This is a genomic window from Bacillus sp. EKM202B (genome assembly GCF_011066025.1).
GTDB classification, from domain to species: domain Bacteria; phylum Bacillota; class Bacilli; order Bacillales; family Bacillaceae_G; genus Bacillus_A; species Bacillus_A toyonensis.
This window is the reverse complement of the sequence record NZ_JAAMNK010000010.1, coordinates 65855-79007: the sequence shown is the minus strand read 5'-3', so window position 1 is coordinate 79007 and position 13153 is coordinate 65855. Positions and strand designations below refer to the sequence as shown.

Annotated in this window: 15 protein-coding genes; 10 read left to right on the top strand and 5 right to left on the bottom strand. The window is 31.7% G+C overall.

What is annotated here, in order from left to right:
- Window positions 1-61: 61 nt before the first annotated feature.
- Window positions 62-559 carry a DM13 domain-containing protein gene (locus G9F74_RS14520; RefSeq protein ID WP_000824733.1) on the top strand — a complete coding sequence of 166 codons (498 nt, stop codon included), beginning with the start codon at window positions 62-64 and terminating at the stop codon, window positions 557-559.
- A 429-nt stretch (window positions 560-988) separates the two neighbouring features.
- On the opposite strand, the gene G9F74_RS14515 is transcribed toward G9F74_RS14520, so the two are convergent.
- Both G9F74_RS14515 and G9F74_RS14510 read right to left on the bottom strand, forming a co-directional pair.
- Window positions 989-1810 (bottom strand): class I SAM-dependent methyltransferase, encoded by an 822-nt coding sequence (locus tag G9F74_RS14515; RefSeq protein WP_016108370.1) that lies wholly within the window; start codon window positions 1808-1810, stop codon window positions 989-991.
- A 33-nt stretch (window positions 1811-1843) separates the two neighbouring features.
- Window positions 1844-2284, bottom strand: a complete 441-nt coding sequence (locus tag G9F74_RS14510) for a MarR family winged helix-turn-helix transcriptional regulator (protein ID WP_016108371.1) — start codon at window positions 2282-2284, stop codon at window positions 1844-1846.
- A 534-nt stretch (window positions 2285-2818) separates the two neighbouring features.
- Here G9F74_RS14510 and G9F74_RS14505 point away from each other — a divergent pair.
- Together G9F74_RS14505 and G9F74_RS14500 are read left to right on the top strand one after the other, a co-directional pair.
- Window positions 2819-3226, top strand: coding sequence for a GNAT family N-acetyltransferase (locus G9F74_RS14505; RefSeq protein ID WP_001065229.1), 408 nt, complete (start codon window positions 2819-2821; stop codon window positions 3224-3226).
- A 66-nt stretch (window positions 3227-3292) separates the two neighbouring features.
- The gene (locus tag G9F74_RS14500) at window positions 3293-3946 is read left to right on the top strand and encodes an MBL fold metallo-hydrolase (protein ID WP_016108372.1); all 654 of its coding nucleotides are present in this window, start codon (window positions 3293-3295) and stop codon (window positions 3944-3946) included.
- A gap of 123 nt (window positions 3947-4069) precedes the next feature.
- Here G9F74_RS14500 and G9F74_RS14495 read toward each other — a convergent pair whose 3' ends face one another.
- Complete coding sequence (locus G9F74_RS14495) at window positions 4070-4693, bottom strand: TetR/AcrR family transcriptional regulator (RefSeq protein WP_000436003.1); 624 nt, start codon at window positions 4691-4693, stop codon at window positions 4070-4072.
- 121 nt (window positions 4694-4814) lie between these two features.
- On the opposite strand from G9F74_RS14495, the gene G9F74_RS14490 reads away from it, so the two are divergent.
- Window positions 4815-7046 carry an MMPL family transporter gene (locus G9F74_RS14490; RefSeq protein ID WP_016108373.1) on the top strand — a complete coding sequence of 744 codons (2232 nt, stop codon included), beginning with the start codon at window positions 4815-4817 and terminating at the stop codon, window positions 7044-7046.
- Between the two features lie 47 nt (window positions 7047-7093).
- Here the strand turns inward: G9F74_RS14490 and G9F74_RS14485 are convergent, their stop codons facing one another.
- The gene (locus G9F74_RS14485; protein ID WP_016108374.1) at window positions 7094-7276 is read right to left on the bottom strand and encodes a DUF4021 domain-containing protein; all 183 of its coding nucleotides are present in this window, start codon (window positions 7274-7276) and stop codon (window positions 7094-7096) included.
- 303 nt (window positions 7277-7579) lie between these two features.
- On the opposite strand from G9F74_RS14485, the gene catA reads away from it, so the two are divergent.
- The 3 genes from catA (at window position 7580) to G9F74_RS14470 (ending at window position 10054) form a co-directional block, all read left to right on the top strand.
- Window positions 7580-8227, top strand: a complete 648-nt coding sequence (gene catA / locus G9F74_RS14480; protein WP_000668560.1) for a type A chloramphenicol O-acetyltransferase — start codon at window positions 7580-7582, stop codon at window positions 8225-8227.
- 221 nt (window positions 8228-8448) lie between these two features.
- Window positions 8449-9393, top strand: coding sequence for a GNAT family N-acetyltransferase (locus G9F74_RS14475; RefSeq protein WP_131202431.1), 945 nt, complete (start codon window positions 8449-8451; stop codon window positions 9391-9393).
- A gap of 151 nt (window positions 9394-9544) precedes the next feature.
- Window positions 9545-10054 carry a GNAT family N-acetyltransferase gene (locus G9F74_RS14470; RefSeq protein WP_016108376.1) on the top strand — a complete coding sequence of 170 codons (510 nt, stop codon included), beginning with the start codon at window positions 9545-9547 and terminating at the stop codon, window positions 10052-10054.
- 42 nt (window positions 10055-10096) lie between these two features.
- On the opposite strand, the gene G9F74_RS14465 is transcribed toward G9F74_RS14470, so the two are convergent.
- Entirely contained in the window at window positions 10097-10984 is an 888-nt protein-coding gene (locus G9F74_RS14465; RefSeq protein WP_016108377.1) for a DMT family transporter, read from the bottom strand.
- 171 nt (window positions 10985-11155) lie between these two features.
- Here G9F74_RS14465 and G9F74_RS14460 point away from each other — a divergent pair, with 171 nt between their 5' ends.
- The 3 genes from G9F74_RS14460 (at window position 11156) to G9F74_RS14450 (ending at window position 13016) form a co-directional block, all read left to right on the top strand.
- On the top strand, window positions 11156-11716 hold the full coding sequence (locus G9F74_RS14460) for a helix-turn-helix domain-containing protein (protein WP_000582249.1): 561 nt from the start codon (window positions 11156-11158) through the stop codon (window positions 11714-11716).
- A gap of 33 nt (window positions 11717-11749) precedes the next feature.
- Window positions 11750-12697, top strand: a complete 948-nt coding sequence (locus tag G9F74_RS14455) for a hypothetical protein (protein ID WP_016108378.1) — start codon at window positions 11750-11752, stop codon at window positions 12695-12697.
- Between the two features lie 169 nt (window positions 12698-12866).
- Window positions 12867-13016, top strand: a complete 150-nt coding sequence (locus tag G9F74_RS14450; RefSeq protein WP_000424361.1) for an aspartyl-phosphate phosphatase Spo0E family protein — start codon at window positions 12867-12869, stop codon at window positions 13014-13016.
- Window positions 13017-13153 lie beyond the last annotated feature (137 nt).

The window sequence follows — 13153 nt, the reverse complement described above, 5'->3', positions numbered from 1 at the left end:
AATGAAAGACCTTCTTGTTAACATACTACTACACAGTATGTTACAGGAGGTTTTTTACTATATGAAAAGAAAATATGTATGGCTTATAGGTGGTTTAATAATTGTATTGGGGATTTTATGGTCATTGTTCCGACCAGAGAAATTATTTATTGATAAGCACGTAAATGAATCATTGCCACAAGCAGAGATACAATCAACTGAAGTAAGGCAACAAAGTGATCGAGTAATAAGGGAAGGTCAGTTTCAAAACGGTGTCCATGAAACAACTGGAACGGCAAAAATTCACCAATTAGCGGATGGAAAACGTGTTTTACGACTTTCTAATTTTGCAACATCAAATGGGCCAGATGTACGAGTTGTATTAGTTCCTACAAATCGTTTGAAAAATAATGAAGACGTAAAAAACTATCAGTATATTGAATTAGGAAAATTAAAGGGAAATAAAGGAGACCAAAACTACGAAATTCCTGAAGGGATAGATGTAAGTGAATATGGTTCGGTTTCTGTTTGGTGTAAAAGATTTAATGAAAACTTTGGTGCGGTTTATTTTAATAATTAAATATGAATTTAAAATTCCCTCTTACAGGCGAAATTCATATGGGTTATGGTAAAAGCTGCAGCGGACTTAGTTGCTATGAAGGGCACTCATAAGAGTGTCTTTTTCATATTTCTCAATTTTTGTATATTTTAGTGCAATTGGACGTTTACGAAGAGATTTTATTCGTGCATAAATAATTTTAAGAGTATGCCAGGAAATCTTTGATTTATCAAGAAAAATTAAATTTAAAATGTATTATATACAAAAGCCACTTGAGGGGTGTTAAGATGCCAAATTTCTCATTTTGAGGTAGTTGCTTTTCATAGCTAGATGACTATGTATCGGTACCCCATAAGAAAAAGGCAGAAACATATCAAATATGTTCCTGCCTTTTTCTTATGTTTAACATGTATAACCTAAATATAAATGTATTGAGGTCTTCTTTATTTATTATTTTTTAAACCGCAAATGAACAAACTTCAACATCTTTATTGCGTTTACAATTCGCATCATAATACGTGTACTACCATCCCAATCTTTATTTGTAGGTATACCTTTAAAGAAAGGGGAGCAGCTTAATATTTTTATGTTTGAAGACCATTTTTCTATTGATTTTAGATTGTTTACATAAAAATACATCATCGCGCCGTTATTGCCAGATTTTTTTACAGTTGCATTCGAAAGGTTCAGTGCGAATTTTGATTCAGCATCAAAATATAGCTCTCCTCCAGGAAAACGTTTTGACATAGCAACTATGATCTCTTTTAAATCTTCTTCTTTAAAGTAATAAAATACACCTGCTGATATAAAAAGAATACCGTCGTTTGGATCATATCTTATATCGTCAAACCAAGAGGTATCAAAAAATGATTTAGTGATGCTAATATTCCTAGGTGTATCGTCAATTAAAGTCTTGCGAAAAGAGATTGCATCGGGTAAATCAAGGTTATACCAATGTATTGTACCGTTATCAATTCTTGAAAAAGTAGTATCTAGTCCTGAACCGATATTTACTATAGTGGCGTTCGGGTGTTTTGCTATAAATTGTTTTATCGCATCATCAATTTTTCGTGCACGAGTAATGTATGTGATACATCCGTATTCGCCAAATGTATTTGCTATTGTTGAGAAGTCAAAATCGCATTCTTTAATTATTCGAATAGCCTCTGTATCATCTAAAATATCCTTATTCTTCTCACTGCCATATGCTCTTCCCCATAGGGGAATAAGCATCGTACCTTGTACGGATTGTAAATCTAATTCTTTAACCATGAAACATCCTCCGTTTAATCATAAACAATATATTTAGTCGTTATGTAACATTTTTGAGAGCATTGTATTTGTTTTATATAGTCCGTAAGTTAAATCCCGCCTATCTTCTTCAGATAACTTTTCGAGGTTTACTGTGAAATTTTTATAAATTTGTTTCCATCTCTCATAATGTACCTTTTCAGCCTTTTCTGTCAGAGAAATTAATACAGCTCTTTTGTCTACCGTATCTTGTTTTTTTACAATATAGCCGTTTAGTTTTAAATTACGTACAGTTACACTTAATTGTTGCTTAGGAATGTTTAAATAATTAGCAATCATCTTTGAATTTACAGGTACTTTTTGCTGGGCGAGATACTCCACTACGTGTTGTTCTAAATGTGTAAATTCAGAGGATTTTTCTGATAGTAATTTGAAAGTACCTGACATATTTAATAATAAATTCATGTATTCGTTTAATAATTCTTTATGGGACATTATTTTCGCTTCCTTTTTGGATTTAGTCATTATTTTATTACTAATTTAGCTATAAATCAAATGTTTAAACTTATTATAGTAAATTAACATTTACTAATTTGTTATTTTGAGATTATGTGGACTAAAGCAGAGGAGGAGGAGAATTGATTTTAGAAAAGGCGAATATGGCTAAAATTAAAATATTACTAAATATACGTAAGTAATGAATGCAATGTCTTTTTCAGTTATTATGTTGTAAATAATTTTATGATAAAATCTTTTACATAATGAAATAAAGGGGTAGTATTCTATGGGTTATTTCTCAAATGGTTTATTAGTTTTGTTTGTTCTTATCCTCTGTAGCTGTATGATTTTTGGTTGATAATATAATAATAGATTTTTATAAAAGAAGTTAACTGAGGTGAGGTTAACTTCTTTTTATTTTATGTTGAGTAGGAATTTTATTATTTTTATGGAAGTTTATTTAAATTAATTTCATATTAATAAGGGGAATTTTATAAAATACAAACAAACGAAGGAATAAGGAGTATTTACATGAATAATAGAATAAATTACACAATTAAACACCCAACAGATTTCAATGGATTATTAAGCTTATATGAATCTTTAGAATGGAATTCTCTTAATTTAACGCTGAATGAATTGGAACAAATGTGTAAACAAAGTTGGTATGTAATTTATGCTTTTGATGATAAAGAGTTAGTTGGGATGGGGCGTATTATATCAGATGGTGTAATAACAGGCGTTATTTGCGGTGTATGTGTATTGCCAAAATATCAGTCCATTGGCATTGGAAAAGAAATAGTGGAACGATTAATCCAGCACTGTGAACAAAACAAAGTTATTCCCCAACTTATGTGTGTGGAAAAATTGCAATCTTACTATGAATCTATAGGGTTTGAGGTATTCTCTGTTGGGATGACAAAACACCTTAAAAGATAGCGGCGCTTTATATTTTCAGTTTACTCGTACATATTTTCAAACTTCAGTATAAAGGAGAATTGCTGTATGGAGATTGCTAAAGGAGTAGAAATGTTACAACTTGAATTTCAAGGATTTATTATTCACCCAATTCTTTTATGGGATGATGAAATGGCAGTATTAATAGATACTGGCTTCCCTGGACAAATTGAAGATATACAAGTAGAGATGGAGAGAGTTGGCGTATCGTTTGATAAATTAAAAGCCGTGATTTTAACGCATCAGGATATAGATCATATAGGTAGTCTTCCAAAGTTGTTGCAGAATTACGGAAGTAATATTAAAGTTTATGCGCACGAGCTAGATAAGCCATATATTGAAGGAGATTTACCTTTATTGAAAGGTGGAAATGTGGAGAATCCACCAAAAGGAAAAGTGAGTGATACTGTGATTGATGGACAAGAACTTCCGTATTGCGGTGGCATACTAATTCTCCATACGCCAGGACACACGCCGGGTCATATTAGTTTATATTTGAAACAAAGTAAAACTCTTATCGCTGGGGATTCAATGTATAGTGTAAATGGAATGTTAGGAGGAATTCATGCTCCAACTACTTTGGATGTTCAGGAAGCACAACAGTCTTTGAAGAAGTATTTAAATCTAGATATTGAATCCGTAGTTTGTTACCATGGGGGATTAAGTAAAGGGAATATAAATGCACAAATTCAAAATTTGTAAATAAAAATTTTGAATTTGTGCTAAAGAATAATCTAATTGTAAGTATATAAATAAAACACGTAATTGATAAAAGAGCATGTTTGAGAAAAATTCAAATATGCCCTTTTATTAAAGGGAATTTATTTAATACGAATGACCTAACCCGTTCCAATAAAAAGAAACGATTTCTTGTGCTAACTCATCTATATTTGCAAGAATAGGATTGTGATTTTCATCCTTAAAATTCCCAATTGATAATAAAGATACGAAAGCATGGGCAGCAAATTTAGGATTGCCTTTACTTATTTCTCCAAGTTGCATCGCGTTATGAAGTGCTTTTTCCAACACTTCATACATGTTATCTTCGGCATTTTTTAATTCTTTCAACTGCTCTTCAGATAAAGAGTGTTTTGCATCTTTCATAAAGTTCTTCATGTCAATATCCATCGTTGCGTGTAAGTATACTGTAGCGAAGTCTAACAACCTTTCTTCCAAAGTTTTATTCGTGGAAAGTATTTGATCCATATTCTCTCTTATACGTATCATCATTTGAATCATAGTAGCGGTAAATAAATCAGCTTTTGTAGAATAGTAATAGTAGACGGTTGCTTTCGTAACACCGCATTCTTTCGCGACCTCATCCATGGAAACGACTTGATAATTTTGAGTAAGAAATAATCGAGTTGCAACTTCTAAAATTATTTCTTTTGTAGATTTTGTATTTTTATTTTGACGAGGTCTTCCGAGAGGACGTTGTTTTTGTTCCAAATACATTCGCTCCTGACATTTATTATTGAGATAATTATAACATAATTTTTAATCTTTCTTGATTAATTAACTGACCAGTATATATAATTAATATTGGAGGAAAAAAGGAAGGTGGGTTTTTATGAAAAAGCACCCGTTACATATGTTAGGGAGGATTGTAGCAGGGAAGAATACGCAATGGATAACTTTATCAGTTTGGATTCTTATTACATTAGTACTTTCATTTACGTTGCCACAAGTAAATAGTACGAAAGAACCAAATCCGAAAAATTTACCTGAAACAGCTATGTCACAGCAAGCGGAAGAACTTATGAAAAAAGAGTTTCCTAATAATGCAGGAAATCCGTTGTTAGTAGTATGGCATAGAGATGGTGGATTACAGTCAAAAGACTATAAACTCATACAGGACGTTTATAAAGAGTTAAAAGCTAGCCCTTTAAAAGAACAATCAACGTTACCACCATTTGATACAATTCCAGAGCAAGTATTATCAAAAAGTGCATCAAAAGATGGTACATCATTTGTCACACCGATATTCTTTAATAAATCAGCTGGTACGGATATATTAAAAGGAAATCTTGAAGATGTAAGAATACTAGTGAATAGTAAGGTGGATGTTGATCCATTTAAACAAAAAATAACGGACTCTGGTTTACATGTTCGATTATCTGGCCCTGTAGGTATTCAAACAGATGCTGTTAGTTTATTTAGTCAAGCTGATGTGAAATTATTAGTCGCTACTGTACTATTAGTATTGGTCTTATTAATTTTACTTTACCGTTCACCAATTTTAGCAATTTTACCTATACTTGTTGTTGGCTTTGCATACGGTATTATTAGTCCTACACTTGGTTTTTTAGCTGATCATGGGTGGATTAAAGTAGATGCCCAAGCGATATCAATCATGACCGTATTATTGTTTGGCGCGGGTACAGACTATTGTCTATTTTTAATTTCAAGATATAGAGAGTACTTGTTAGAAGAAGAAAGTAAATATAAAGCGCTGCAACTTGCGATTAAAGCATCTGGTGGGGCAATTATAATGAGTGCATTAACTGTCGTACTTGGATTAGGAACATTATTACTTGCTCATTACGGCGCCTTTCATCGATTTGCAGTACCATTCAGTGTTGCTGTATTCATAATGGGGGTTGCTGCTTTAACAATTCTTCCTGCATTTTTATTAATTTTCGGCAGAGCTGCATTCTTTCCGTTTATACCAAGAACAATTGCGATGAATGAGGAATTTGCAAGAAAGAAACAGAAAGTAATAAAAGTTAAAAAATCAAAAGGCTCTTTTAGTAATAAAATTGGAGATATTGTAGTACGAAGACCATGGACAATAATTATGCTAACTGTGTTTGTATTAGGTGGATTAGCTTCATTCGTACCACGTATTCAATACACATATGACCTTTTAGAATCGTTTCCGAAGGATATGCCTTCACGTGAAGGGTTTACGTTAATTAGTGATCATTTTTCAGCTGGGGAACTAGCGCCAGTAAAAGTTGTTGTTAATACGAAAGGAAAAGAGCTTCCAATTAAGCAAGAGATTGAGAAATTTTCTTTTGTAAATACAGTGAAAGAGCCAAAAGAGGGAAAAGAAAATAAACAAATACAAATGTATGAAATTTCTTTAGCGGAAAATCCGTACTCTATTGAAGCGCTAGATCAAATCCCTAAATTGAAAAATAGTGTAGAAAAAGTATTAAAAGATGTGGGGATTAATGATGTTGAAGATCAATTGTGGATTGGTGGAGAAACAGCGTCACTATATGACACAAAACAAATTACGGAACGTGATGAAGCAGTTATTATTCCAGTAATGATTAGTATTATAGCTTTACTATTACTTGTCTACTTACGATCAATTGTAGCGATGATTTATTTAATAGTAACAGTTGTTTTATCATTCTTCTCTGCATTAGGAGCAGGATGGATATTACTTCACTTTGGTATGGGAGCGCCGGCAATACAAGGGGCGATACCGCTATACGCATTCGTATTTTTAGTTGCTTTAGGTGAAGATTATAATATCTTTATGGTTTCAGAAATATGGAAGAACAGAAAGACTCAAAATCACTTGGATGCAGTAAAAAATGGTGTTATACAAACAGGAAGTGTCATTACATCCGCAGGTTTAATTTTAGCAGGAACTTTTGCGGTGTTAGGTACGTTACCAATTCAAGTTTTAGTTCAATTTGGTATTGTGACCGCAATTGGAGTTTTACTTGATACGTTTATCGTAAGACCGTTACTTGTACCGGCAATTACAGTTGTGTTAGGCCGATTTGCTTTTTGGCCAGGTAAACTTTCAAGAAAGAGTGAAGAAATACAAAAGGTGGATGCATAGTTAAAAAAGCCGAGGATATTTTCCTTGGCTTTTTTCAATGTAGTTCATTAATTTTTTGAAGTCAAATCATCAGCTGCAGCGTGATCAGCATCTTCAATTGTTGTTTCGGGCATTCCGTATAAGCCGTTCATTGCTTGTTCTTCGCTAGTTAGATTTGCAGTATTATTATTGTGAATAGATGTAGTGTTTTCGATAACATTTAATTTTTTATTTTCATTTTTATCATGCATGTTTGAATCCTCCAAACGTCATTTAATTTATCCCGCATTAACGGGCAGTAAGACCTCCACCTCAAAATTCGGCAAAAACAAAGAAGGTTAGGTGGGGGATCAACTGCCCCCCACTGATTAAAGTTTCACATTATTAATAGTATGTGAATGGATTGCAAGAAATATGTGAATGGATTTTTGTAAATGTTATATAATTAAATAAAAACGTGAGTATAAATGTAAACTATAAGGAGTGAACAAGTGTGGTGAAAACAAGGAAATTAGCCTTCTAAAATAAAAATGAAATTTTAGGAGGCTAATGAAATGAAGTTTCATGTAATTGACAGAGAAAATTGGAATAGAGAGCAGTATTTTGAACATTATTTAAAATTAAAGTGTTCGTTTAGTATGACAGCAAATGTTGATATTACGATGATGCTAGAGAAAATACATCAAAAGGAAATAAAATTTTATCCGACTTTTATTTATATAATTTCTAGAATGATAAATAAACATAAAGAATTTCGGACATGTTTTAATGATGAAGGAGTTTTAGGGTATTGGGAGGAAATGATACCTAGTTATACAATCTTTCATAAAGGTGATAAATCTTTTTCAAGTATATGGACGGATTATTCTAGTGATTTCCACATTTTCTATAAAAACTATGAAGAGGATATGAAATGTTTTGCTAATGTTCATGGTCTCTTCCCGAAAGAAAATATTCCGCCAAATGTTTATCCGATTTCTGGGATACCTTGGACTAGTTTTACAGGATTTAATTTAAATATTAATAATGATGGTGATTTTCTATTACCAATTATAACTTGCGGAAAATATTTCAATGATGGAAGCAAGGTAATGCTACCTTTTTCATTGCAAGTACATCATGCGGTTTGTGATGGATATCATGCGAGTCGTTTTATAGAGGATTTACAGGAACTAGTTAATACATGTAACGAGTGGCTTTAAGTAATATCAAATTTTTAATTATATAAAATTGAAAATGAATAGGCGTAAAATAAAAAGAAGAGAACATGTGTATATTACATGTTCTCTTCCTTTTATTCATTCATACTAAGTAACAGTGGAAAATATAGGTTGATTTGTAGTTTAATAGTAGAGAGAGTGATTGATTTTAATTTTCTTTATTTTATAACTATATAGATTACAAAAGTTATGAGATTGTAACGATGAAGGGGAACATAAAAATGACAATAATATCTATAGAAAAAGCTACAATTTTAGATGCTGAAAAGTTAACAGAAATAATGAAAAGAACATTTGACGAAGAAGCGAAGCGGTGGTTATGCGGCCAAGATGATGTAATTGATTATAACATTCAACCGCCAGGATATTCTTCAGTTGAAATGATGAAATATTCAATTGAAGAATTGGATTCTTACAAAGTGATAATGGATGAAAAAATAATCGGGGGAATTATAGTTACGATCTCTGGTAAATCGTACGGAAGAATCGATCGTATTTTTGTAGAGCCTTTTCTTCAAGGAAAAGGAATTGGATCAAGGATTATTAAGTTAATAGAAGAAAAATTTCCGAACATAAGGATTTGGGATCTTGAAACATCTAGTAGACAAGTTAATAATCATCATTTTTATAAAAAAATAGGCTATGAAATCATTTTTAAATCTGAAGATGAGTATTGCTATGTAAAAAGAAAAAATGTAGGTGCAGGTGAAGAGAACCTAATTAAAAATAAAGATATGAAAAATGGTCAATACGAAAACTGTAATTTAGTTCATACAGAATATTATCAAGTAAATTTAAAAAATAGTGCATTTGTTGGTAGTAATATAATGCATATGAATATGAGTAATTGTAATGTAAGTCAATCAAAGTTTAGGAATATAAACTTTAGAAGGTCTTCATATGCAGATTTAAATCTTTCTAGTAGTACATTTAATTTGGTGACATTAGGTGGAGTGCAATTCAAAAATACAAGTCTTGGAGATGAGAAGGAACCTCTTTCATTTGAAAACTGTGATTTGGAAGGTAGTACAATGCATAATAGTAACCTGAAAAATATTGAAATAGTAAATTGTGATGTAACTGGTATGGAAATAAATGGTATTCCAATAGAGAATTTGCTTGAGCTATATAATAAGGTGAAAATTTAAAGTATAGGGTTATTAGGGTAAGGTGTTTGGAAACTAAGTGTTATACCAAAATAATTATGTAGAAATAACATAAAGAAATACAGGTGGGGAATGATTTAATATAGGTTTCTAGAATGATAATATATTGTTATTTATATGGAGGGGGAGGAATATGGAAATCAACATACGAGCAGTAGAAATACAAGATGCTAGAGCAATTCATCGTATATGTATACAGGATGAGATTTTACCTTATATGGTTTTCTTACCTAGCATGCGTGTAGACGCTATGGAAAATAGAATTCGAAACTTAGCACCAAATCAATTTGAATTTGTTGCAGAGTATGACGGGGAAGTAGTAGGTTTTATTGGCTTAACACAAAGTCCAGGACGAAGATCTCATTCAGGCGATTTATTTATTGGGGTAGACAGTGAATATCATAATAAAGGTATTGGCAAAGCACTTCTTACAAAAATGCTTGATTTAGCTGATAATTGGTTAATGTTAGAGAGAGTAGAACTTGGTGTATTAGAAACAAATCCGAAAGCAAAAGATCTATATGAAAAATTTGGGTTTGTAGTAGAAGGGGTAAAGGTAGGGAATTTAAAGGCTCACGGAAAGTTTATAAATGAAATTATGATGAGTCGTTTTAGACCTGATGGTTTAATTGTACATAATTAATATGTAAAAGCATGACAAATCAATGTCATGCTTTTTTAATTGTCATGTGTGATTCGCTAGTTTCGGTTGTAATAAAAATAATGTTAATCCAATGAAAATAATTGAAATTCCTAGTGCTTGTTGTAAAGTAATGGTTTCACTCAAAATAAAGTATGCTAGAACACAAGTACCAATTGTTTCACCTAAAATACTCATTGAAATAACAGTAGCGCTCATCCATTTTAATAACCAATTGAATATCGTTTGTCCTAAAATCGTTGCAATGAAAGCTAGTCCAATAAAGGACAACCAAGTTTGTGTAGCGTAATGAATGAAAGATTGTTGCTGCATATAAGCAAATATACCGAGAAAGCATGCGCTACTTCCATAACTAATTACCGAATATGGTATAAGAGATAAATCTTTACGAATGTGTTGACTAATGAAAAAGTAAGCTGTAATAATGCCGGCCGCCATAAATGCTAAAATATCTCCGTATAAAGCGTCGCCACTAATTTGGAAATCTTGCCAACCGATGACGATACTTCCTGAAATGGCAATGAGGCAACCGATAACCGCTCCTTTCGTAAATCTCTCTTTAAATAAAAAGTAACCACCAATCATTGAAAATAAAGGTTGGAACGTTACGATAACTGTAGAACTTGCTACGGAAGTATATTGTAAGGATTCAAACCATAGTACATAATGTGCAGCTAAAAATAGCCCGGATAGAAATCCGAATCCCCATTGTTTTTTTGCTAATGTTTTTAGTTCGTTTCGATTCCTTTTATTAAATAGTAATAACGGTAACAGAATTACTGTAGCAAATAATAATCGATAAAAAGCAATAATTGCCGCAGGAGCATCTGCCAATTTCACAAAAATTGCTGAAGTTGATAAGGCGAATACACCGAAAAATAAGATGAAATATGAAAAAATAGATGATTTCAAAGTCTGTCCCTCCGATAGAATGTTTATTATAATATACTTAATGCGATATAATACACAAAGGTAAGTATATAAGTCTCGGAGACGATAGAAAAGGATTATTTGCCCTTGTTTAGTAAGTCAGCACAAAGGGAATGAAACATACATTATGATGGACGAAAGGGAGTAGTTATTTTGATTCACTATCGACTTGGACAAACTGTTTTAAGTTATCGTAAGAAAAATAATATGACAATTCGTGAGTTTGCTGAGTATGCAGGGATCAGCACGTCACTGATTAGCCAAATTGAAAGAGGACATGCTAATCCTTCTTTAAATGTATTGGAATTAATTGCGAAAGCATTAAATGTGCCGCTATTTACACTTTTTATTAATGATATTGATACAGACTCACTCATTTCTAAGAAAAAAGATCGAAAAAAAGTATATCGGGAAAATAATGATCACATTGTATATGATGTATTAACACCTGATTTTATGAAAGCACGTATTGAAATGTTAATGATGGATTTAAATAAAAAAGCAAACACAACGGAAAGTCACTATTCACATGAAGATAAGGAAGAGATTGCGGTTGTCATGAAAGGGGAAGTTTATGTGGAATTAGAAGGAAAAGAATATTTTTTAGAAGAAGGTGATGTTGTACGTATCCCACCAAACGTGAAGCATCGATTTTTGAATAAAAGTGATGAATCGAATCACATTTTATTTGTATTAACGCCATCTTTAGGATGAATATAAAGTGAGTTTTATTATGGGGGATAGAAAATGGAAAATAAAAGTGTGTTAAAAGGCGGCCTTTCAATTATTTCTCAATGCAAAAAACAAACAAAGGATATTTGGCATGCACATTACGGGGCAGCTGCAATTGCTAGTTATTTTTTCATGAAGGATAATAATATTGAAGAAGAGATAGCTCGTAATATGCATTCTCATACAAAAATGATGCTGAACAAGAAAAACTTAGATGAAATCATCGATAGTAAAGAAGAAATTGATTTTCAAAGTGCTGAAAAAAAGATAATAAAATCATTGGAATATACAATTGATGAACTTCATTGGGTCGGGCATAACGTCATTTATGCGGCATTAAGTTTATTAGCTATGAAAGAGCTACAAAAATGGGGAAATAATCAAGCGATAGAAGGGATAACTGATCTTATATTATCATTTCAAAAAACAATTCCTGGTAGATCGTGGATTGGTTTTACGACGAAAGAAGTTAAACAATTAAGTATATATGACGAGATACAAAGTGAATTAAGAAATCCAAAACAATTATCTAAGTTTATTTTAAATGAACTATCGGAGTTTAAGGTTATTTATAGAGCAGAATCACATCATGATTTAATTGGCCATATGCTTACTTTTTCCCACGCAATTAATATAATGTATGATTTAGGACATAAAGATGTATTTCAACGAGGGATACGTCCGCTTTTAAAACTAGTATACGTACTGCGTGCTAGTAAAAAACTTATGCTGAATACTGAAATAAATCTACATTCTCCTATAGATCATTTGCCTTTAATTGAATCTAAACGTGCTCACGTATTACCAACTGAAAATCAATTTTGGCTAAAGGACTATAGTGAATTTGATTGGGATTTTGGACATGTTTTCAAATTCTCTAATAGTTATTTTGATCATATAAAGAGAGCTCCGGAATATAAAGGTATAACCTTAGAACAATTCCGGTATGTTATTCATTCGTAATGAATTTTAATAATCTGTAAAAAGGGAGGATATAAGTTTCTTTTTTTGTTAGTAGTATATTGTTTTTTCAAATATGTAAGATTTTACATACGTATTTTACTTTTACTAATTATGTAAGTAGGCTATACTAAATAATATACATTTTATGTTTGGAGAGAAGTAAATCGACATGGAACTAGTAAAATTGGAAAAGGTAATTGAAATAAAAAAAGAAGAACTTTTATATTTAGTATCGGATTATGGAATTCAACATGAAAAAGTACTGGCATTAAGTCAAGAAATAGACAAACTGATCAATTACTTTATGTTTTTAAAATAGAGAGAACTATGACGTGATTTGTAAATGTTATAGTTCTTTTATATATATTCATTTACAATGATGGTTATGTACGGATTAAATGTATATAAATGTATTCGTATATAGTGTCAAATTTTTTACAGAATGCGCAAGCCGCT